The organism is Citrobacter sp. H12-3-2 (genome assembly GCF_009649895.1).
In the GTDB taxonomy this organism is placed as follows: Bacteria; Pseudomonadota; Gammaproteobacteria; order Enterobacterales; family Enterobacteriaceae; genus Citrobacter; species Citrobacter portucalensis.
Genome location: NZ_CP045837.1, coordinates 1,925,813 through 1,947,410, shown reverse-complemented (window position 1 = coordinate 1,947,410; position 21,598 = coordinate 1,925,813). Strand labels below are relative to the sequence as shown.

Annotated in this window: 26 protein-coding genes and 1 pseudogene; 19 read left to right on the top strand and 8 right to left on the bottom strand. The window is 53.1% G+C overall.

The genetic code is table 11. The annotated features are described in order from the left end of the window. Positions 1-35: 35 nt before the first annotated feature. On the top strand, positions 36-1,523 hold the full coding sequence (gene amyA, locus GHC22_RS09225) for an alpha-amylase (protein WP_057067684.1): 1,488 nt from the start codon (positions 36-38) through the stop codon (positions 1,521-1,523). A gap of 40 nt (positions 1,524-1,563) precedes the next feature. On the opposite strand, the gene yedD is transcribed toward amyA, so the two are convergent. Next, positions 1,564-1,977 carry a lipoprotein YedD gene (gene yedD, locus GHC22_RS09220; RefSeq protein WP_079934681.1) on the bottom strand — a complete coding sequence of 138 codons (414 nt, stop codon included), beginning with the start codon at positions 1,975-1,977 and terminating at the stop codon, positions 1,564-1,566. A gap of 185 nt (positions 1,978-2,162) precedes the next feature. On the opposite strand from yedD, the gene yedE reads away from it, so the two are divergent. Together yedE and yedF are read left to right on the top strand one after the other, a co-directional pair. Next, complete coding sequence (gene yedE, locus GHC22_RS09215; protein ID WP_153752764.1) at positions 2,163-3,368, top strand: selenium metabolism membrane protein YedE/FdhT; 1,206 nt, start codon at positions 2,163-2,165, stop codon at positions 3,366-3,368. Next, positions 3,365-3,598, top strand: coding sequence for a sulfurtransferase-like selenium metabolism protein YedF (gene yedF, locus GHC22_RS09210; RefSeq protein WP_000790504.1), 234 nt, complete (start codon positions 3,365-3,367; stop codon positions 3,596-3,598). The genes yedE and yedF overlap by 4 nt, the downstream gene beginning before the upstream one ends. Before the next feature lie 54 nt (positions 3,599-3,652). On the opposite strand, the gene fliE is transcribed toward yedF, so the two are convergent. Next, complete coding sequence (gene fliE / locus GHC22_RS09205) at positions 3,653-3,967, bottom strand: flagellar hook-basal body complex protein FliE (protein ID WP_153752762.1); 315 nt, start codon at positions 3,965-3,967, stop codon at positions 3,653-3,655. A gap of 216 nt (positions 3,968-4,183) precedes the next feature. On the opposite strand from fliE, the gene fliF reads away from it, so the two are divergent. The 14 genes and pseudogenes from fliF to rcsA all read left to right on the top strand — a co-directional run bounded on the left by fliF (position 4,184) and on the right by rcsA (position 15,684). Continuing rightward, a complete protein-coding gene (gene fliF / locus GHC22_RS09200) occupies positions 4,184-5,857 on the top strand; it encodes a flagellar basal-body MS-ring/collar protein FliF (protein WP_008785112.1) in 1,674 nt (557 codons plus the stop codon). Next, the gene (fliG, locus tag GHC22_RS09195) at positions 5,850-6,848 is read left to right on the top strand and encodes a flagellar motor switch protein FliG (protein WP_003030443.1); all 999 of its coding nucleotides are present in this window, start codon (positions 5,850-5,852) and stop codon (positions 6,846-6,848) included. The genes fliF and fliG overlap by 8 nt, the downstream gene beginning before the upstream one ends. Further along, a complete protein-coding gene (gene fliH, locus GHC22_RS09190) occupies positions 6,841-7,548 on the top strand; it encodes a flagellar assembly protein FliH (protein ID WP_003834049.1) in 708 nt (235 codons plus the stop codon). The genes fliG and fliH overlap by 8 nt, the downstream gene beginning before the upstream one ends. Further along, positions 7,548-8,918: a flagellar protein export ATPase FliI gene (gene fliI / locus GHC22_RS09185; protein ID WP_003030440.1), complete on the top strand. Its 1,371-nt coding sequence runs from the start codon at positions 7,548-7,550 to the stop codon at positions 8,916-8,918. Before fliH ends, fliI begins: the two co-directional genes overlap by 1 nt. 21 nt (positions 8,919-8,939) lie before the next feature. Next, positions 8,940-9,383: a flagellar export protein FliJ gene (fliJ, locus tag GHC22_RS09180; protein ID WP_003834052.1), complete on the top strand. Its 444-nt coding sequence runs from the start codon at positions 8,940-8,942 to the stop codon at positions 9,381-9,383. Then, entirely contained in the window at positions 9,380-10,594 is a 1,215-nt protein-coding gene (gene fliK, locus GHC22_RS09175) for a flagellar hook length control protein FliK (RefSeq protein ID WP_153752760.1), read from the top strand. Before fliJ ends, fliK begins: the two co-directional genes overlap by 4 nt. Before the next feature lie 104 nt (positions 10,595-10,698). Further along, positions 10,699-11,166, top strand: coding sequence for a flagellar basal body-associated protein FliL (fliL, locus tag GHC22_RS09170; RefSeq protein ID WP_003834054.1), 468 nt, complete (start codon positions 10,699-10,701; stop codon positions 11,164-11,166). Between the two features lie 4 nt (positions 11,167-11,170). Further along, positions 11,171-12,175, top strand: a complete 1,005-nt coding sequence (fliM, locus tag GHC22_RS09165) for a flagellar motor switch protein FliM (RefSeq protein WP_003030434.1) — start codon at positions 11,171-11,173, stop codon at positions 12,173-12,175. Beyond that, positions 12,172-12,585 (top strand): flagellar motor switch protein FliN, encoded by a 414-nt coding sequence (fliN, locus tag GHC22_RS09160; RefSeq protein WP_003030433.1) that lies wholly within the window; start codon positions 12,172-12,174, stop codon positions 12,583-12,585. The genes fliM and fliN overlap by 4 nt, the downstream gene beginning before the upstream one ends. Next, positions 12,585-12,962 (top strand): flagellar biosynthetic protein FliO, encoded by a 378-nt coding sequence (gene fliO, locus GHC22_RS09155; RefSeq protein WP_153752758.1) that lies wholly within the window; start codon positions 12,585-12,587, stop codon positions 12,960-12,962. Before fliN ends, fliO begins: the two co-directional genes overlap by 1 nt. Next, positions 12,962-13,699, top strand: a complete 738-nt coding sequence (fliP, locus tag GHC22_RS09150) for a flagellar type III secretion system pore protein FliP (protein WP_153752756.1) — start codon at positions 12,962-12,964, stop codon at positions 13,697-13,699. Before fliO ends, fliP begins: the two co-directional genes overlap by 1 nt. 9 nt (positions 13,700-13,708) lie before the next feature. Further along, a complete protein-coding gene (fliQ, locus tag GHC22_RS09145) occupies positions 13,709-13,978 on the top strand; it encodes a flagellar biosynthesis protein FliQ (RefSeq protein ID WP_008785117.1) in 270 nt (89 codons plus the stop codon). Between the two features lie 8 nt (positions 13,979-13,986). Beyond that, a pseudogene (gene fliR / locus GHC22_RS09140) lies at positions 13,987-14,827 on the top strand (flagellar biosynthetic protein FliR). 233 nt (positions 14,828-15,060) lie between these two features. Further along, positions 15,061-15,684, top strand: coding sequence for a transcriptional regulator RcsA (rcsA, locus tag GHC22_RS09135; RefSeq protein ID WP_003030421.1), 624 nt, complete (start codon positions 15,061-15,063; stop codon positions 15,682-15,684). Positions 15,685-15,738: 54 nt separating this feature from the next. Here rcsA and dsrB read toward each other — a convergent pair whose 3' ends face one another. Next, complete coding sequence (dsrB, locus tag GHC22_RS09130) at positions 15,739-15,927, bottom strand: protein DsrB (protein WP_194841960.1); 189 nt, start codon at positions 15,925-15,927, stop codon at positions 15,739-15,741. Positions 15,928-16,090: 163 nt separating this feature from the next. On the opposite strand from dsrB, the gene yodD reads away from it, so the two are divergent. Next, positions 16,091-16,318, top strand: coding sequence for a YodD family peroxide/acid resistance protein (gene yodD / locus GHC22_RS09125; RefSeq protein WP_003030417.1), 228 nt, complete (start codon positions 16,091-16,093; stop codon positions 16,316-16,318). Positions 16,319-16,524: 206 nt separating this feature from the next. On the opposite strand, the gene GHC22_RS09120 is transcribed toward yodD, so the two are convergent. Beyond that, positions 16,525-16,710, bottom strand: a complete 186-nt coding sequence (locus GHC22_RS09120; protein ID WP_003834060.1) for a YodC family protein — start codon at positions 16,708-16,710, stop codon at positions 16,525-16,527. A gap of 77 nt (positions 16,711-16,787) precedes the next feature. After that, positions 16,788-17,699, bottom strand: coding sequence for a DUF808 domain-containing protein (locus GHC22_RS09115; protein WP_048235177.1), 912 nt, complete (start codon positions 17,697-17,699; stop codon positions 16,788-16,790). Positions 17,700-17,877: 178 nt separating this feature from the next. Here GHC22_RS09115 and yedA point away from each other — a divergent pair, with 178 nt between their 5' ends. Next, a complete protein-coding gene (yedA, locus tag GHC22_RS09110; protein ID WP_153752752.1) occupies positions 17,878-18,798 on the top strand; it encodes a drug/metabolite exporter YedA in 921 nt (306 codons plus the stop codon). Here the strand turns inward: yedA and GHC22_RS09105 are convergent. The 3 genes from GHC22_RS09105 to GHC22_RS09095 all read right to left on the bottom strand — a co-directional run bounded on the left by GHC22_RS09105 (position 18,790) and on the right by GHC22_RS09095 (position 21,437). Continuing rightward, positions 18,790-19,257, bottom strand: a complete 468-nt coding sequence (locus tag GHC22_RS09105; protein WP_071445469.1) for a very short patch repair endonuclease — start codon at positions 19,255-19,257, stop codon at positions 18,790-18,792. The two genes, yedA and GHC22_RS09105, sit on opposite strands and share 9 nt — an antisense overlap. Continuing rightward, positions 19,238-20,668 (bottom strand): DNA cytosine methyltransferase, encoded by a 1,431-nt coding sequence (locus GHC22_RS09100; protein ID WP_079935377.1) that lies wholly within the window; start codon positions 20,666-20,668, stop codon positions 19,238-19,240. Before GHC22_RS09100 ends, GHC22_RS09105 begins: the two co-directional genes overlap by 20 nt. Positions 20,669-20,744: 76 nt before the next feature. After that, entirely contained in the window at positions 20,745-21,437 is a 693-nt protein-coding gene (locus GHC22_RS09095) for a phosphohydrolase (RefSeq protein WP_153752751.1), read from the bottom strand. Positions 21,438-21,598 lie beyond the last annotated feature (161 nt).

The following is a 21,598-nucleotide window of genomic DNA, read 5'->3' as shown; positions in this document are numbered from 1 at the left end:
CAGAGGTCGGCCAAACGACTTCTGGAGCACGGAAGATGAAAAATCCCACGTTATTGCAGTACTTCCACTGGTATTACCCTGATGGCGGTCAACTCTGGCCCGAGCTTGCCGAACGCGCAGGCGGACTCAATGATATCGGCATCAATATGGTATGGCTGCCCCCCGCCTATAAAGGCGCGTCCGGCGGCTATTCCGTTGGCTATGACTCCTACGATCTGTTTGACTTGGGCGAATTCGACCAAAAGGGAACCGTCGCCACCAAATACGGTGATAAAAACCAGCTGCTGGCGGCGATTGACGCACTTAAGCACAATGATATTGCCGTACTGCTGGACGTGGTGGTTAACCACAAAATGGGCGCTGATGAGAAAGAAAAGATCCGCGTCCAGCGCGTTAACGCCGAGGATCGCACGCAAATAGATGATGAGATTATCGAATGTGAGGGCTGGACGCGCTATACCTTCCCTGCCCGCGCAGGCCAGTACTCGCAATTCATTTGGGATTTTAAATGCTTCAGCGGCATTGACCATATCGAGAACCCAACCGAAGACGGCATTTTTAAAATCGTTAACGACTACACCGGCGAAGGCTGGAACGATCAGGTTGATGATGAGTTGGGAAATTTTGATTATCTGATGGGCGAAAACATCGATTTTCGCAATCACGCGGTGACTGAGGAGCTCAAATACTGGGCGCGTTGGGTAATGGAGCAAACCCAGTGTGACGGTTTTCGTTTAGATGCCGTGAAACATATTCCGGCATGGTTTTACAAAGAGTGGATTGAGCACGTGCAGGAGGTTGCTCCCAAGCCGCTGTTTATTGTGGCGGAATACTGGTCCCATGAAGTCGATAAGCTGCAAACCTACATTAATCAGGTGGAGGGGAAAACCATGCTGTTCGACGCCCCTTTGCAGATGAAATTCCACGAGGCCTCCCGTCAGGGCCGCGATTACGACATGAGCCAGATTTTCACCGACACTCTGGTGGAGGCCGATCCTTTTCATGCCGTCACGCTGGTGGCCAATCACGACACCCAGCCATTGCAGGCACTCGAAGCCCCCGTCGAACCGTGGTTTAAGCCGCTGGCCTATGCGCTAATCCTGTTACGCGAAAACGGCGTACCGTCGGTGTTTTACCCTGACCTCTACGGAGCGCATTACGAAGACACCGGCGGCGATGGCGAAACCTATCCTATCGACATGCCGATCATTGAACAACTTGATGAACTGATCCTCGCACGCCAGCGCTTCGCGCATGGGGTACAGACGCTCTTTTTCGATCATCCTAACTGTATCGCTTTTAGCCGCAGCGGTACGGATGAGGATCCCGGCTGTGTGGTGGTGTTGTCTAACGGCGATGACGGAGAAAAGACCATCAATCTCGGCGCCAATTATGGCAATAAAACCTGGCGGGACTATCTGGGAAATCGTGAAGAAAGCGTGGTCACCGATGAAAACGGCGAAGCGACGTTTTTCTGTAACGGCGGGAGCGTCAGCGTGTGGGTGATTGAAGACGTGTTGTAAAGCTCAACCCCGGTGACCGATGGCTACCGGGGCGTACGGCTTATGGCAGCGGTGTTGCCAGCGGCGTTTTCTTTAACGCGTCAGCACATTCCTGCGTCGGGCGATCCACCCGTTGCAGCGTCATACCGTCATATTCCAGCGTATTGCCTTCACGCTCGATCTCGTACAGCTCGCGTTTCACCGTCACGTTGGTGAGATCGCCGGAAATCATCGTCAATTTCCCCGGCAGGGCAATGACCCGCTGCCACTGGCGACAATCCAGTGTATCGCCCTCTTTCGTTATCACCAGGCTGGCAATCGCTTCCGGACTCACCAGACTGCGTTGCGGACCTTTTGACTGCCAGTATCCTTCCAGACCGGCTGGCGCTGGCGTTTTCACCACGTCGTTATAATTTTCTACTTCGGCGCATCCGGTAAGCGCCAGAAATACACCAACGATTGCTAATTTTTTCATCATTCATCCTGCATGCGAAGAAAATGGGATTGTGGCATTAAAGGCCTGATGTCGCCAGCCTTTCGGCAGCGTTGAGAAAGATTGATCCAGACGGTGTTACCTCTTATTACTCATAGTCAAAAATTCTGAACGGTGTAGTATCCACACTTCTTGTTACATACCTTCTGAGTTCAGAGGCACAACGCATGTCATGGCAACACTTCAAACAGGCCTGGTTAATTAAATTTTGGGCCCCCGCCCCTGCGGTCATCGCAGCGGGTATTCTCTCTACTTACTATTTCGGCATTACGGGAACCTTCTGGGCCGTTACCGGTGAATTCACCCGCTGGGGTGGTCAAATCCTGCAACTGTTTGGTGTGCACGCCGAAGAGTGGGGATACTACAAGCTGATACATCTCGAAGGCTCGCCCCTGACCCGCATCGACGGCATGATGATCCTCGGTATGTTCGGCGGCTGTTTTGCTGCCGCACTGTGGGCCAACAACGTCAAGTTACGCATGCCGCGCAGTCGAGTGCGCATTATGCAGGCGATAGCCGGCGGGGCAATCGCCGGATTCGGCGCACGGCTGGCAATGGGCTGTAACCTGGCCGCATTCTTCACCGGCATTCCGCAGTTCTCACTACACGCCTGGTTTTTTGCGCTGGCCACGGCCATTGGCTCATGGTTTGGCGCACGCTTTACCCTGCTGCCGATGTTCCGTATTCCGGTCAAAATGCAGAAAGTCTCCGCCGCTTCGCCGTTAACGCAAAAGCCGGATCAGGCCCGTCGCCGTTTCCGCCTGGGCATGCTGGTGTTTATCGCCATGATCGGCTGGGCGCTGCTCACGGCGATGGATAAACCCAAGCTCGGTCTGGCGATGCTGTTCGGTGTTGGGTTCGGACTGCTGATTGAACGGGCGCAAATCTGCTTCACCTCCGCCTTCCGCGACCTGTGGATTTCCGGTCGCACCCATATGGCAAAAGCGATCATCTTCGGGATGGCGGTCAGCGCCATCGGTATCTTTAGCTATGTGCAACTGGGCGTCGAGCCTAAAATCATGTGGGCGGGTCCGAATGCGGTGATTGGCGGCTTGCTGTTCGGCTTTGGCATCGTTTTAGCGGGCGGATGTGAAACCGGCTGGATGTATCGCGCCGTTGAAGGCCAGGTGCATTACTGGTGGGTTGGTCTGGGCAACGTTATTGGCTCGACCATTCTGGCCTACTACTGGGATGATTTTGCTCCCGCGCTTGCCACTAACTGGGACAAAGTGAATCTGCTCAACACCTTCGGCCCGCTTGGCGGTCTGCTGGTGACCTATCTGCTGTTGTTTGCCGCGCTGATGCTCATTATCGGCTGGGAAAAACGTTTCTTCCGTCGCGCAGGGCTGACGCCTGCCAAGGAGTCTGTATGAAAAATATCGTGCCTGATTATCGCCTCGATATGGTCGGCGAACCGTGTCCGTACCCGGCTGTAGCCACGCTGGAAGCGATGCCGCAATTGAAGAAAGGTGAAATTCTGGAAGTGGTGAGCGATTGCCCGCAGTCAATCAACAATATTCCACTGGATGCGCGTAATCACGGCTATACGGTGCTGGATATTCAGCAGGATGGTCCAACGATCCGCTATTTGATTCAGAAGTAACTGGTTGCCGGATAGCGCTGCGCTTATCCGGCAAACATTCTCTGCACGTTGTCCCTACACCTGCATCGACATGACTTCCTGATACGCCGACATCAGTTTGTTACGCACCTGAATACCCATCTGCATCGATACCGACGCTTTTTGCATATCGGTCATCACATCATTTAACGCAATACCCGGCTCACCCAGGGTAAATTTCTCAGCCTGGGTACGGGACGCGGTTTGCACATCGCTGATCCTGTCTAACGCCGCATGCAGTTGTCCGGCAAAACTCACGGTCGGTTGTGGCTGCATATCCTGCGTTTTTGCTGACATCGCCGTGGCCTGTAACTGGCTGATGACCCCTTCAATCCCCTGTATTGCCGACATTCTGATCCCCTGGATGATTTTTTACGTAGCTGAGATTACCAGTTAGTCAATAAGATAAAGGCGTTAAATAACGATAAAAAACCACGGTTTTTAACGCATAGAAAAATTCGAAAACGCAAATAATGAGACCGTCAATTTTTCGAGTTTGCTGACCCGGGAGTGAGTCTTGTTCCACTTTGCAAAAAACGCCGTCCACGATAAGCCACGAGGTGCGAGATGAGTGCGACAGCATCGACTGCAACCCAGCTTAAACCTCTCGAGTGGTTAAACCGCCTGCGCGCGAATCCCAGAATTCCTTTGATTGTGGCGGGAGCCGCTGCCGTCGCTATCATCGTGGCGATGGTCCTGTGGGCCAAAGCGCCTGACTATCGCACGCTGTTCAGCAATCTTTCCGATCAGGATGGTGGCGCGATTGTCACCCAACTGACGCAGATGAACGTTCCCTATCGTTTTACTGAGGGAAGCGGTGCTATCGAAGTTCCTGCCGATAAAGTCCACGAACTGCGCTTACGTCTGGCGCAGCAAGGCCTGCCGAAAGGCGGCGCCGTTGGTTTTGAACTGTTGGATCAGGAAAAGTTTGGTATCAGCCAGTTTAGCGAGCAGGTCAACTACCAGCGTGCGCTGGAAGGTGAATTAGCCCGTACCATTGAAACGCTGGGACCGGTAAAACGCGCCCGCGTGCATCTGGCAATGCCGAAACCGTCGCTGTTTGTGCGTGAGCAAAAAGCGCCTTCAGCCTCCGTGACCGTGAATCTTGAACCGGGTCGCGCACTGGATGAGGGTCAGATCAGTGCAGTTACGCATCTGGTTTCCAGCGCTGTCGCCGGGTTACCGCCGGGCAACGTTACGCTGGTCGACCAGGCGGGTCATCTGTTAACTCAGTCGAACACCAGCAGCCGCGATCTTAACGATGCGCAGCTGAAATACGCCAGCGATGTCGAAGGCCGCGTTCAACGTCGTATCGAATCGATCCTGTCGCCGATTGTCGGCAACGGTAACGTACATGCACAGGTCACCGCGCAGCTGGATTTTGCTAATAAAGAGCAAACCGAAGAACAGTACCGTCCAAACGGTGATGATTCCCAGGCCGTGCTGCGTTCACGCCAGTTAAACGTCAGCGAGCAGATCGGAAGCGGAGCGCCAGGCGGCGTACCGGGCGCATTGTCTAATCAGCCAGCACCGGCGAATACCGCGCCAATCGCCAACCCTCCAGCTAATCAGCAAAATGCGCAAACCACGCAGACGGCAAATAACAGCAATAATGCCGGTCCACGCAGTACGCAGCGCAATGAAACCAGCAACTATGAAGTCGACCGTACCATTCGCCACACCAAAATGAACGTCGGGGATGTGCAGCGTCTCTCGGTTGCAGTGGTGGTCAACTATAAAACGTTGCCGGACGGCAAACCGCTGCCGCTAACCGCCGATCAGATGAAACAGATTGAGGATCTGACCCGCGAAGCGATGGGCTTCTCCGACAAACGTGGCGATACCCTGAACGTGGTGAACTCTCCGTTCACGGCGACCGACGATTCCATGGGCGAGCTGCCGTTCTGGAAACAGCCGTTCTTTATTGATCAGTTGATGACCGCAGGCCGTTGGTTACTGGTTCTGCTTGTTGCCTGGATCCTGTGGCGTAAGGCTGTTCGTCCGCAGTTGGTTCGCCGCAGCGAAGAAGCAAAAGCGGTACAAGAACAAACGCGTATTCGTCAGGAAACCGAAGAAGCGGTAGAAGTTCGCCTCAGCAAAGACGAACAGACCCAGCAGCGTCGTACGAATCAGCGTCTGGGTGCAGAAGTGATGAGCCAGCGTATTCGTGAAATGTCAGATAACGATCCGCGCGTCGTGGCGCTGGTCATTCGCCAGTGGATGAGTAACGATCATGAGTAATGCCCTTACCGGTACCGATAAAAGCGTCATCCTGCTGATGACCATTGGCGAAGATCGCGCGGCAGAGGTGTTTAAACACCTTTCCACGCGCGAAGTTCAGGCGCTGAGTACAGCGATGGCGAACGTACGCCAGATCTCCAACAAACAGTTGACGGAAGTGCTGGCCGAGTTTGAGCAAGAAGCAGAACAGTTTGCCGCGCTGAATATCAACGCCAACGAATATCTGCGCTCCGTGCTGGTGAAAGCGCTGGGCGAGGAACGCGCCTCCAGCCTGCTGGAAGATATTCTGGAAACCCGCGATACCACCAGCGGCATTGAAACGCTCAACTTTATGGAGCCGCAAAGCGCCGCCGACCTTATCCGCGACGAGCATCCGCAGATTATCGCCACCATTCTGGTGCACCTCAAACGGGGCCAGGCCGCCGATATTCTGGCGCTGTTCGACGAGCGTTTACGTCACGACGTGATGCTGCGTATCGCCACCTTCGGCGGCGTGCAGCCTGCCGCACTGGCAGAACTGACCGAGGTACTGAACGGTCTGCTCGATGGCCAGAACCTCAAGCGCAGCAAAATGGGCGGCGTGAGAACGGCGGCAGAAATTATCAACCTGATGAAAACCCAGCAGGAAGAAGCGGTTATCACCGCCGTACGCGAGTTCGACGGCGAACTGGCGCAGAAAATTATCGACGAAATGTTCCTGTTCGAAAACCTGGTGGACGTCGACGATCGCAGTATCCAGCGCCTGCTGCAGGAAGTGGATTCCGAATCGCTGCTGATTGCGCTGAAAGGTGCCGAACAGCCGCTACGCGAGAAGTTCCTGCGCAACATGTCGCAACGTGCTGCCGATATTCTGCGCGACGACCTTGCCAACCGCGGTCCGGTGCGCTTGTCGCAGGTGGAAAACGAACAGAAAGCGATTCTGCTTATTGTGCGTCGTCTGGCGGAAACCGGCGAGATGGTGATCGGCAGCGGCGAGGATACCTATGTCTAACGAACTGCCGTGGAAAGTCTGGACTCCGGACGATCTCGCCCCACCGATGGCAGAGTTCGTGCTGGCCGACCACAGCGAAACGCCGCTGTCCGAAGAGACGGAAGAACCCGAGCTTTCCGCAGAGCAACAGCTTGAACAACAGCTCGCACAGCTGCAAATGCAGGCCCATGAGCAAGGGTATAACGCGGGGCTGGCGGAAGGTCGACAAAAGGGTCATGAACAAGGTTATCAGGAAGGTCTGAGCCAGGGGCTGGAGCAAGGCCAGAACCAGGCGCGAGCACAGCATGCGCCGATCCATGCCCGTATGCAGCAGCTGGTGAGCGAGTTTCAGAATACGCTGGACGCACTGGACAGCGTCATTGCCTCGCGCCTGATGCAAATGGCGCTGGAGGCGGCGCGTCAGGTGATTGGTCAGACGCCTATCGTGGATAACGCTGCGCTGATTAAGCAGATCCAACAGTTATTGCAACAGGAACCGCTGTTTAGCGGTAAACCGCAGCTACGCGTACATCCGGACGATCTCCAGCGTGTGGAGGAGATGCTCGGTGCCACTCTCAGCCTGCACGGCTGGCGGCTGCGCGGCGATCCCACGCTGCATCACGGTGGTTGTAAAGTCTCAGCCGACGAAGGCGATCTGGATGCCAGCGTCGCCACACGCTGGCAAGAACTCTGCCGTCTGGCAGCGCCGGGAGTCGTGTAATGACCACTCGCCTGACTCGCTGGCTCAATACGCTGGACAACTTCGAAGAGAAAATGTCGCTGCTGCCTGCGGTGCGTCGTTACGGTCGCCTGACCCGCGCCACCGGGCTGGTGCTGGAAGCCACGGGGTTACAGCTGCCGCTGGGTGCCACCTGCGTCATTGAACGCCAGGATGGCAACGAAACCCAGGAAGTTGAAAGCGAAGTCGTAGGCTTTAACGGTCAACGTCTGTTTCTGATGCCGCTCGAAGAGGTCGAAGGCGTTCTGCCCGGGGCGCGCGTGTACGCGAAGAACATTGCCGGAGAAGGTCTGCAAAGCGGGAAGCAATTACCGCTTGGCCCTGCTCTGCTGGGGCGTGTGCTGGACGGCAGCGGCAAACCGCTCGACGGACTGCCCGCCCCGGATACCACCGAAACCGGCGCGCTGATTACACCACCGTTTAACCCGCTGCAACGTACCGCAATTGAACACGTTCTGGATACCGGTGTACGCCCCATCAACGCGTTGTTAACCGTAGGCCGCGGCCAGCGTATGGGGCTTTTCGCAGGTTCCGGCGTCGGTAAAAGCGTCCTGCTCGGCATGATGGCGCGTTATACCCAGGCCGACGTCATCGTCGTGGGCCTGATTGGCGAGCGTGGCCGCGAAGTTAAAGATTTTATTGAAAATATTCTCGGCGCTGACGGTCGCGCACGCTCGGTAGTGATTGCCGCTCCGGCGGACGTCTCGCCGCTGTTACGTATGCAAGGCGCGGCCTACGCCACGCGCATCGCCGAAGATTTCCGCGATCGCGGACAGCACGTATTGCTGATTATGGATTCCCTCACCCGCTATGCGATGGCGCAACGTGAGATAGCCCTGGCGATCGGCGAGCCGCCGGCGACTAAAGGTTATCCGCCGTCAGTATTCGCCAAATTACCGGCGCTGGTTGAACGTGCCGGGAACGGTATTCACGGCGGCGGTTCAGTCACCGCGTTTTATACGGTACTGACCGAGGGTGACGACCAGCAGGACCCGATTGCCGATTCCGCGCGCGCAATTCTGGACGGCCACATTGTGCTGTCACGTCATCTGGCCGAGGCGGGTCACTATCCGGCCATCGATATTGAAGCCTCGATCAGCCGCGCCATGACCGCGCTCATTAGTGAAAAACATTACGCACGGGTGCGCAACTTTAAACAGTTGCTGTCCAGCTTCCAGCGTAACCGCGATCTGGTTAGCGTGGGGGCGTATGCCAAAGGCAGCGATCCAATGCTGGATAAAGCCATCGCCTTATGGCCACAGCTGGAAGCGTTTTTACAGCAAGGCATCTTTGAACGGGCTGACTGGGAAGATTCTCTACAAGCTTTAGAACTGATTTTCCCTGGTGTGTGATTAAGCAGGAGAGCATAGGTCATGGCACAACATGGTGCGTTAGCAACACTGAAAGACCTGGCTGAAAAAGAGGTAGATGACGCCGCTGTCTTATTAGGAGAGATGCGTCGTGGCTGTCAGCAGGCGGAAGAACAGTTAAAAATGCTGATCGATTATCAGCATGAGTATCGCAACAATCTGAATACCGATATGGGCCAGGGTATTACCAGCAATCGCTGGATTAACTACCAGCAATTCATTCAGACGCTGGAAAAAGCGATTGAGCAACACCGCCAACAGCTCAATCAGTGGACGCAAAAAGTGGACATGGCTTTGAACAGTTGGCGCGACAAAAAACAACGATTACAGGCGTGGCAGACGTTGCAGGACAGACAAACCTCGGCGGCGTTACTGGCCGAAAACCGTCTGGATCAGAAAAAAATGGATGAATTTGCTCAGCGCGCAGCTATGAGGAAACCCGAATGATTACTTTACCCCAACTGATTACCACCGACACCGACGTAACCGCAGGTCTTCAGTCAGGCAAAGCGGTAGATTCACCCGAAGATTTTTTAGCGCTGCTGGCTGGCGCATTAGGTGCGGGCGACGCGCAGGGTAAAGACGCTCCGCTGTCGCTTGCCGACTTACAGGCGGCCAGCAGTAAGCTGCAAAAAGGGTTACTGCAAAAAAATGGCGATACCGCACAGTCGGTCAAATTAACCGATCTGTTGGCGCAACAGGAGCTACAAACCGAGGCTTCTCTTGCCGACATGACAGACGCTCAGCAACTGTTGTCTGCTCTCACACCTTCACTGAAAGCTAATGCCCTGACGACGCTGGGCAAAGTCGCTCAGCAGGACGAAAAAAACACTACGCTGAGTGATGACGATCTCGCCAACCTGAGTGCGTTGTTCGCCATGCTGCCAGGACAACCGCTGGCTACGCCTGCCGTCGACAGCGCACCAGCCCCGGTTGATGCCACGCTTTCGGTGTTGTCACGTGGCGCGGTACACGGCGCGACGACTGATAATGCAGACGAATTGCTGCCGGGTGATGCCAAAAAAGGCAAAGCGGATGTCACACTTGCTGGCGGTGGTGCTAATCAGGCAAACAATACAGCACTAACCCCGCTGACGGCGGCGGCGAACGCCAGAGCTGAAATCGACAGCACCCCGTCACCGACCAGCATTGGCATGACTGCGGCCCCGCTAAGTGGTCCACAAACACACGCACAACCGTTACCGACGGCCGCGCCAGTGTTAAGCGCTCCGTTAGGTAGCCATGAATGGCAGCAATCGCTGAGCCAGCACGTCACATTGTTCACGCGCCAGGGCCAGCAAAGCGCAGAGCTGCGTCTGCATCCGCAGGACCTGGGTCAGGTACATATTTCCCTCAAGCTGGACGACAACCTCGCACAGTTGCAAATGGTATCACCGCACAGTCACGTGCGCGCCGCACTGGAAGCCGCATTACCGATGCTGCGTACGCAGTTGGCTGAAAGCGGCATTCAACTGGGGCAAAGCAACATCAGCAGTGAAAGCTTCGCTGGCCATCAGCAGTCTTCCGGGCAGCAACAGCAGGCTGGTCGCGCTCAAGGACAAGACATTTTTGCCGCTGAAGATGACGCAATACTGGCAACCCCAGCCTCGCTGCAAGCCGCTGCCCGCGGCGATGGCGCAGTAGACATCTTCGCCTAACGCCAGAGGTAGCATGATTATCCGCGTCTTTTCCACGCTTTGTCGTGGACAGGACACGGGATAATCAGCCCATAAGCTGTACCGAAACAGGAAGCCCGTATCTGATGACTGACTCCGCGATTAACAAAAAAAGTAAACGCGCTATTTGGATCCCTCTGCTGGTATTAATTACCCTCGCCGCCTGCGCAACTGCGGGTTATAGCTACTGGCGCATGCAGCAGCAGCCGTCCGCCAGCGTCAAAGCGGAACCGCCTCCACCGCCAGCCCCGGTATTCTTTGCGTTGGATACCTTTACCGTCAATCTGGGTGATGCAGATCGTGTGCTGTATATCGGTATCACGCTGCGCATGAAAGATGAGGCGACACGTTCACGTCTTAACGAATATCTGCCGGAAGTGCGCAGCCGCTTGCTGCTGCTGTTCTCTCGTCAGAATGCAGCCACACTCGCCACCGAGGAAGGTAAGCAACAGCTGATTACCGCCATCAAAGAGACGCTGGCGACTCCGCTCGTTGTTGGGCAGCCGAAACAGGTTGTCACCGACGTTCTTTATACAGCTTTTATTCTGCGGTAAAGACATGGGCGACAGTATTCTTTCTCAGGCTGAAATCGACGCATTGCTCAACGGCGATAGCGAAACCAAAGACGAACCCATTTCAGGTATCGCAAAAGAAAGCGATATTCGTCCTTATGATCCCAACACTCAGCGTCGCGTGGTACGTGAGCGTTTACAGGCGTTGGAGATCATTAACGAACGCTTTGCGCGCCAGTTCCGTATGGGGTTATTTAACCTGTTGCGCCGTAGCCCGGATATTACCGTGGGTGCGATCCGTATCCAGCCATACCATGAATTTGCGCGCAACTTACCGGTTCCGACCAACCTGAACTTAATCCACCTGAAGCCGCTGCGCGGTACGGGTCTGGTGGTGTTCTCACCGAGTCTGGTATTTATCGCCGTAGACAACCTGTTTGGCGGTGACGGTCGTTTCCCGACGAAAGTCGAAGGCCGCGAATTTACGCACACGGAACAGCGCGTTATCAACCGCATGTTGAAGCTGGCGCTGGAAAGCTACAGCGACGCGTGGAAGGCCATCAACCCGCTGGAAGTGGAATACGTCCGTTCGGAGATGCAGGTGAAATTTACCAATATCACTACCTCTCCGAACGACATCGTGGTGAATACCCCGTTCCACGTTGAAATTGGCAACCTGACCGGTGAATTTAACATCTGTCTGCCATTCAGCATGATTGAACCGTTGCGTGAGCTGTTGGTGAATCCGCCGCTGGAAAACTCACGTAATGAAGATCAGAACTGGCGCAATAATCTGGTGCGTCAGGTTCAGCATTCTGAGCTGGAGCTGGTGGCAAACTTTGCCGACATTCCGCTGCGGCTATCCCAGATTTTAAAACTGAAACCCGGCGATGTACTGCCGATTGAAAAACCCGACCGCATTATTGCTCATGTGGACGGCGTGCCTGTGCTGACCAGCCAGTATGGCACCGTAAACGGTCAGTATGCGTTACGCGTAGAACATCTGATAAACCCGATTTTGAATTCGCTGAATGAGGAACAGCCCAAATGAGTGATATGAATAATCCGTCCGATGAGAACACTGGCGCATTGGACGATCTGTGGGCTGACGCGTTAAACGAGCAAAAAACCACGCCCACCAAAAGTGCGGCCGATGCGGTATTCCAGCAGTTAGGTGGCGGCGACGTCAGCGGTGCTTTGCAGGACATCGACCTGATCATGGACATTCCGGTCAAGCTGACCGTCGAACTAGGCCGTACCCGCATGACCATCAAAGAGCTGCTGCGTCTGACGCAGGGTTCGGTTGTCGCACTGGATGGTCTGGCAGGCGAACCGCTGGATATTCTGATCAACGGTTATCTGATTGCCCAGGGCGAAGTCGTCGTAGTTGCGGATAAATACGGTGTGCGTATCACTGACATTATCACTCCGTCTGAACGTATGCGCCGCCTGAGCCGTTAATCATGAATACCCAGGCTACCATTTCTCAACCCGCCGCCGTTCCCGGCTCACCGCTGGTGCAGGTAAGCGGCGCGCTGCTCGGGATCATCGTCTTGATCCTGGCGGCGGCCTGGGTCATTAAACGTCTGGGGTTTGCCCCCAAAAGTGCCGGTACGCGCGGGCTGAAAGTCACGACCAGTACCTCACTGGGTCCACGTGAGCGCGTGGTGATTGTCGAGGTCGAAGATGCCCGTCTGGTACTGGGCGTCACAGCCTCGCAGATTAACGTCCTGCACACCCTGCCCCCGGCACCTGCCGATGCAGAAGAAAAAACGGCCTCCCCTGCGGATTTCCAGGCCATGATGAAGAGTTTGCTGAAGCGTCCTGGGAGATCCTGATGCGCCGTTTGTTATCCCTTACGCTGGCAGGCTTGTGGCTTTTCAGCCCCGTTGCCCTCGCCCAACTCCCGGGTCTGGTCAGTCAGCCGTTGCCGGGCGGCGGACAAAACTGGACGTTGCCCGTGCAGACGCTGGTGTTCATCACCTCGCTGACGTTCCTGCCTGCAATTTTGCTGATGATGACCAGCTTCACCCGCATCATCATCGTTTTTGGTCTACTGCGAAATGCGCTGGGTACCCCCTCAGCACCACCTAACCAGGTGCTCCTGGGCCTGGCGCTCTTTTTGACCTTTTTCATCATGTCGCCGGTGATCGATAAAATCTACGTTGACGCATACCAACCGTTCAGCGAAGAGAAGATCTCCATGCAGGAAGCCATGGAGAAAGGCGCCCAGCCGCTGCGTGGGTTTATGTTGCGCCAGACCCGTGAAGCCGATCTGGCACTCTTCGCGCGCTTAGCAAATAGCGGTCCGTTACAGGGACCAGAAGCCGTGCCGATGCGAATTTTGCTGCCCGCTTATGTCACCAGTGAGCTGAAAACAGCATTCCAGATAGGCTTTACCATTTTTATTCCGTTTCTGATTATCGACCTGGTGATCGCCAGCGTGTTGATGGCGCTCGGGATGATGATGGTCCCGCCCGCCACAATCGCGTTGCCGTTCAAGCTGATGCTGTTTGTGTTGGTAGACGGTTGGCAGCTACTTGTCGGCTCGCTGGCACAAAGCTTTTACAGTTAGAGGCGCGAAATGACTCCTGAATCGGTCATGATGATGGGCACAGAGGCGATGAAAGTCGCTCTGGCCCTTGCCGCGCCTTTGCTGTTGGTCGCTCTCATCACGGGTCTTATCATCAGTATTCTGCAGGCGGCGACCCAGATTAACGAAATGACGCTGTCCTTCATCCCCAAAATTGTCGCGGTGTTTATTGCCATCATTGTTGCTGGCCCGTGGATGCTTAACCTGCTGCTCGACTACGTGCGTACGCTGTTCAGCAATATCCCCTATATCATCGGGTAGACAACGTTATGTTGCAGGTGTCCAGCGTTGAGTGGCTCCACTGGCTGAATTTATACTTCTGGCCTTTGTTGCGCATACTGGCGCTCATCTCAACGGCCCCCATCCTCAGTGAACGAGCCATCCCCAAACGGGTAAAGCTGGGGCTGGGGTTGATGATTACCGTCGTTATCGCCCCATCGATTCCCGCCGTTGACGTCCCCATCTTTTCTGTTGGCGCGCTTTGGCAGGCAATGCAACAAATCCTGATCGGTATCGCATTAGGCTTCACCATGCAGTTTGCGTTTGCCGCAGTACGTACCGCCGGGGAATTAATTGGCCTGCAAATGGGCCTTTCCTTCGCGACGTTCTTCGATCCCGGTAGCCGTCTGAATATGCCGGTTCTGGCACGACTGATCGACATGCTCGCCATGCTGCTGTTCCTCACCTTTAACGGCCATTTATGGCTGATTTCGCTGCTGGTAGATACTTTTCATACTCTGCCCATCGGCGGCAATCCGGTGAACAGCAATGCGTTTCTCGCGCTGGCACGGGCAGGTAGCCTGATTTTCCTCAACGGACTAATGCTGGCCCTGCCGGTAATGACGCTGCTGCTCACGCTGAACCTTGCACTTGGTTTGTTAAATCGCATGGCACCACAGCTGTCGGTTTTCGTCATCGGCTTTCCTCTCACTCTGACCGTAGGTATTTCACTAATGGCGGCGCTAATGCCATTAATTGCGCCATTCTGCGAACGATTATTCAGTGAGATTTTTAATTTACTGGCCGATATCGTCAGCGAAATGCCTGGAAAATAATAACCCTTATTTTTTATCCTGTTTTACTAAGGATTGTCCTAAATTTAAAAAGTGACAACATCCACCAGGATATCTCTGTCGCGGCTTATTTGTTTTTGCCTCACTCACATAACGCAACATTCACTTTACTTTAAGATGTTTCCTGGCAAATTATACGCAACTTTACGGGATAGTAAATTCACCTGAAAAACAGCGAAAGCGTCATCTTGGGTCGTTATTATTCCGTTTAGTTGTGATGAAATAATCAGGTAAGGGGAATTATCGTTACGCATTGAGTGAGGGTATGCCATGTCAACGATTATTATGGATTTATGCAGTTACACCCGACTAGGGTTAACCGGATATCTGGTAAGTCGGGGAGTGAAAAAAAGGGAAATCAACAACATTTCCAACGTTGATGAACTCAGTCTCGCCTGTGTCTCTCAACAACCCGCTGTGGTGTTTATTAATGAGGACTGCTTTATCCACGATCCTGCTAATAGCCAGCAAATAAAGCAAATCATTAATCAGCATCCCAGCACATTATTTATTGTGTTTATGGCAATTGCCAACGTGCATTTTGATGAATATCTACTCGTCAGAAAAAATTTATTGATTAGTTCTAAGTCGATTAAACCTGACTCACTGGATAAACTACTTGGCGATATTCTGAAAAAGGAAGTAGATATTGCTATTGATGTGAATCTGCCGACATTATCATTAAGTCGAACCGAATCCAGCATGCTGCGTATGTGGATGGAGGGTCAGGGAACAATACAGATATCAGATCAAATGAATATCAAAGCCAAGACGGTGTCATCCCATAAGGGGAATATAAAACGAAAGATTAAAACGCATAATAAGCAAGTTATCTATCACGTTGTAAGGCTTACGGATAACGTCACCAATGGTATCTTTGTGAATATGCGCTAAGACGTTCTGACTGGTGGCGACTCCACCAGTCAGAATCAAACAGCGAAACTCATCTCAATCCACTTTTTCCACAAAGATACCATCCTGATGACCTGATTCATTAAAGAACCAGATACCGAGCGGGTAGTCTTCCAGCGAAACCAGGTACATGGTGCCTTCACTAAACTCTTCGATTGCCAGTACCACGCCCGGTCGACGAGGACCGCCGTCCGTTTTGACTGTGACCCGATCATTCACCTTCATAGTTTTCCTCCTGTGGCTTTGTGCCAGTGTAGAACAAATTCCTTTTTCTGGCAGCGCTGTGCACGCGCGATTGCGGGTTTTATCGACGGTCTATACTTAAGTTGTGCGTATCTGATGTTTGGGTACGCTCCCCCGGTATCCTTAACGGTTGAGAGGTATGAGGATGAAAACCGCGAAAGAGTACAGCGATACGGCCAAACGTGAAGTCAGCGTCGATGTCGACGCGCTGCTAAAGGCAATCAACGAAATCTGCGAGAGTGAAATTCATCGCAGCCAAGATGACCCGGAGCGCGTCAGCGTTGACGGGCGTGATTACCATACATGGCATGAACTGGCCGATGCGTTCGAGCTTGATATCCATGATTTTAGCGTGTCGGAGATCAATCGCTGACTGAGGGCGAAAAAAATCCCGGCCCTTACCGGGTCGGGATCAAGCTTGCTTATGCAAGAAGCACTTGTAAATTCGTTACACCAGAAAATCTGATGTGAACCAAACCTTATCTGCAATTTTTTTGCCTGACAAGTAAATAATTCTCACCGGAATGATAAATATAACTAATGGGTGAGAGATCACCAGGTTACGGTCGAGCCAAATGTTCAGGCATCCTGGGAGAGCTGTCTTCGCTCGCCAGGCACCACCAGTTCATCTTCACGGAATGCTTCCCGTTTAACGCCAAAGCCGTCGTACCAGCGACACTCCACCATTCCGCTGGCATACCCGGTAACGATCATACGTGGGCCACCCTCTTTAGAGGTGACTTCCTCACTGACAGAAAAGACCATACCTGCCTCCTGTATCAAGAGAAACCTTTACACCTTAGATGACAAGGAGGCGTTTTGCGTAATCAGTCCTGTAACAATTAGTGCGAAATCCCGCGCACTCTGGCGACCGCTTTTACCAGCAGAACGACAATCCCACCGATGATAAAGCCGAGCACCAGGTTAAGCAGGGTCGGAAGCATTAGCGAAATCAATGTACTTTGCTGCTGAGCAAAATGTTCAATCGCATGATGCAGCGGCGATATTCCGTGTACCACAATGCCGCCTCCCACTAAAAACATCGCCAGTGTGCCGACCACAGAAAGTGTTTTCATAAGCCAGGGGGCAACCACCAGCAACCCTTTGCCCAGCGACTGGGCAAGCAGGCTGCGCTTTTCTGCCAGCCAGTAGCCGATATCATCAAGCTTAACGATAATCCCCACCAGGCCATACACGCCCACGGTCACCACTAACGCGATACCTGATAGCACCAACACCTGATTCAGCAAGGGTGCGTCCGCTACAATACCCAGCGTAATCGCGACAATCTCAGCAGACAAAATGAAGTCGGTACGTATTGCCCCTTTGATTTTATCTTTCTCAAAGGTGAGTGGATCCTGTGCGGCCAGAGCAGCCAGACGCTGCTGACGCTCTTCCGGGCTTTCTTTGTGCTTACGCGCCTCCAGGGTATGCAGAACCTTTTCCACACCTTCAAAACAGAGAAACGCCCCGCCTACCATTAATAAGGGGGTGATCGCCCAGGGAATAAATGCGCTTATCAATAGCGCCAACGGCACCAGAATAACTTTGTTTACAAACGATCCTTTCGCCACGCTCCAGACCACCGGGAGTTCGCGGTTCGCCCGCACGCCCGACACCTGCTGCGCATTAAGCGACAGATCATCCCCCAGCACGCCCGCGGTTTTTTTCGCGGCCAGTTTTCCCATCACTGAGATATCATCCAGCAGCGTGGCGATATCATCGAGTAAGGTCAGTAAGCTACTTCCTGCCAAAATTTTCACCCTCAATATTATTTTTTTGCAGTCATAAGTATGAAGTAAAACACGCCATGCTGAAACTGACCTTTCTGGTCAACAAGTTTTTAACATCAACACGTAATTATAAATCTCGCCAGCAAGATAGTTTTGACGTTTACTATGTTGTACCTTTTTATTTCCACCGTGAGGGATTATGCGTTTCAGGCAATTGTTACCGCTTTTCAGTGCGCTATTCGCGCTGTACATCATTTGGGGTTCCACGTACTTCGTTATTCGTATTGGCGTTGAAAGCTGGCCGCCATTAATGATGGCAGCCGTACGTTTTCTCTCCGCGGGCATTTTATTAACAAGTTTCTTACTTATTCGCGGGCACAAGCTGCCCCCCTTACGCCTAATCCTGAACGCCGCGTTAATTGGTATCCTGCTGCTGGCTGTAGGTAATGGGCTGGTCACCGTCGCAGAACACCAAAATGTCCCTTCCGGTATTGCCGCCGTGGTGGTCGCCACCGTCCCGTTATTTACGCTGTGTTTTAGTCACTTTTTTGGCATCAAAACGCGCAAGCTGGAATGGTTGGGGATAGCGATTGGGCTAGCAGGGATCATCATGCTAAACAGCGGAGGCAATTTAAGTGGCAATCCGTGGGGCGCTATTTTAATCCTGATCGCTTCAATAAGCTGGGCGTTTGGCTCGGTGTACGGTTCACGCATTACGCTACCCGTTGGCATGATGGCCGGAGCCATTGAAATGTTAGCCGCCGGTATTGTGCTGATGTGCGCATCGCTACTCTCAGGGGAAAAACTGACCACCATGCCAACATTCTCAGGCTTTATGGCGGTGGCTTACCTGGCCCTGTTTGGCTCCATTATTGCCATTAATGCGTATATGTTCCTGATCCGCAATGTCAGCCCGGCGCTAGCCACCAGCTATGCCTACGTCAATCCGGTTGTTGCCGTGCTGTTAGGTACCGGTCTGGGGGGAGAAAGACTGGCCCCTATCGAATGGCTGGCGCTCGGCGTGATCGTGTTTGCTGTGGTACTGGTAACGTTGGGGAAATACCTGTTCCCTGTTAAAGCGGATGCCGTTGCTACCCCGTCGGAAAAAACGTTACAGTAAATGAATACCGAGAGTGTCGATCTGCGCGGTGTCACCACCGCCGCAGATCCACTCGATGACACGTTCAGATAACGCTTCATCGTCCAGCTTTTCGCGACCGCGCAGGGCACACTCCCAGACAATCAGTACGCGCCAGCCCAGAACCTGCAACTTTTCACAATCCCGCGCATCGCGCTGGACATTTTTGCCTATTTTTTCCAGCCAGAATTCCGTTCGTGTCGCGGGGACTTTAAACAAATAGCAATCGTGGTGGTGCCAGAAACAGCCGTGAGTAAAAATCACACAATGATAATCATCCACCACAAAATCGGGGCGACCGGGTAACGTCGCATCCTGCACACGAAACGTTACCCCCTGCTCTGTCAGCACGCTGGCAAGGCGTTTTTCAATTGCGGTATCGCGGGTAGCTATCGCCCGCATATTTTTACTGCGTGTTGCTTTATCGTGAACGTCTGCCACGCTGATTCTCTTTCTCGCGAATAGCAACTGCCTGCCTGATTTTCGGCTCCAGCAGCCTGGCCACCGCCGCAAATGCCGGAACGACCACCGAATTACCAAACTGGCGATAAGCCTGGGTATCCGACACGGGGATCCTGAACTGATAGCCCTGCGGAGATTCAAACCCCATTAGACGCGCGCACTCTCTGGGCGTAAGTCTGCGTGGGCGGTGGCGCTGATTCTGCGGATCGTCAAAATCTTTCTCACCCAGCGCCATATCCCAACCACGGTCAATCAGGATCTCCGCCCCATCCTTATAATAACGCGCAGATAACGTGCGCGTTACGCAATCAGGGTTACCGGGATACACCATGCCATAGCCAAATCCATTGCCCCGCGCCTGATGCTTTTTCGCATAGCGATAGAGGTATTTCCACAGCACCGGCGTCAGTACATATTTCGCATCGACGGTCGGCTCAAGCAGTTCTGCCAGCGTGGTACGCCGCGGCGGATAACGCGTGACAATATCCCGCAGCGTGAAGTCTGATTTCAAATTCAGATCGCGTCGGAAGCCGACAAGCACGATACGTTCGCGATGCTGAGGCAAAAAATGTTGCCCATCGATGATTTTCGGATCGTCCGGACCGTTATCCGCCGCATCCGCTACGTCATAACCCAGCTCGTCCAGCGTTTGCATAATGATGCGAAACGTTTTGCCCTGATCGTGACTCTTCAGGTTTTTGACGTTTTCGAGCACAAATATGGCTGGCCGACGCGCATCGATAATGCGCACTACATCAAAAAAAAGTGTGCCTTGCGTATCACAGGCGAAACCATGGGCCCGCCCTAACGCGTTTTTCTTTGATACACCAGCCAGAGAAAATGGCTGACAAGGGAATCCGGCTAACAGCACGTCATGTTCAGGAACATGCTGGCGAATATGTTCTGCCGCCTGCTGGTCACTCACCCCATCGTGATGGCTGAGTGTGATATCACGAATATCTTCATTAAAGTTGTGCTGGAGCGGATCGCAGTAGTTGTTCGCTTTATAGGTGCGCACCGCATGCTTGTTCCACTCACTGGTAAACACGCACTGCCCGCCAATCGCTTCAAAGCCGCGACGAATACCGCCAATGCCAGCAAAAAGATCGATAAAGCGAAAGGCATAATGCGGATGATGCGCAGGTGGTTTCGGTAACAAAGTATTCAGATGAATGAGCTCGCGGTCGCTGAGGCGATGCCATGTTTCATTAGCAACCACTCGTTTAAAAATGGCCGGGCTCCAGCGGTTCTCGCCAACGCCATTCAGATGAGCAACCAGCGTTTTCACGTCATATATTTCAAGCAACTTGGCCAACATCACCTGCACGTCGGTCTCGTTTTCATCTGTCATCGGGTTCATGGAGCCTGCTACTGAAAAATTATCCTGCATACATTTAACCGGCAGAAATGGATAACCGACAGATTAACATAAATTAGCACGGTTGACGTTTCAGCCGTATTGACGACTAGCGCGCTTTAAAGGGTTGAATCGCCTCAAGATCCAGCATTTCGTATTCTCCTTTTAACTCCGCACTCAGCTTCGCCATATACGTCAGTAAAAAATCCGCATTATGTTGTGCCAAATGCCTCCCTTGTTCTGTTTGCATCGTCAACGGCAACGTCAATAACTTGGTCTGGAAGTGATCGAGCGCGTACTGTTTATCGTCAAGGCTACGCTTTCGGGCAAACGGATCTTCCGCATCGAACAGCGCAACCCCTAACGCCCCTGAAACGGCAAATACGCGCGCTAAACCAATTGCACCCAGCGCCTCAAGCCGGTCTGCATCCTGCACGATTTTCGCTTCAAGGGTTTCTGGCGCGATTTTTGCGCTAAAACTGTGCGCCTCAATGGCATGACACACTGCCGATAACCGCTGTTGTGGAAAATCCGGAAAATCGCGCATCAAAACACGACATGTTTCCTTGGCTGCCAGTACCGACGAACAATGACGCTCAGGATGGTTCTTTGGCAGACTGACGAGATCGTGGAAGTAGCACGCGGTCAACACCACCAGCCAGTCTACGGTTGCATCTGTACTCAGCTTTTGCGCCGTTATCCACACACGTCGAAAGTGAAAGATGTCATGTGCAGCATCTTGTCCAGAATGGTTATCAGCTAACCAGGCTTCAAATCGCGACTGCCAGTCGTGCAGTTTCATGCTATCTCCCTTTGTAGAAAGAAAATCACCTTAGCAACAATTTTCATTGCAGACCACTGCCCGCCCCATTACATAATCATCTTTTATTATTGCACTAAAAATAAAATCCACATGAATTTATAAAGCCCACCATGCCAATATCGAAAAATAATTTATATGAA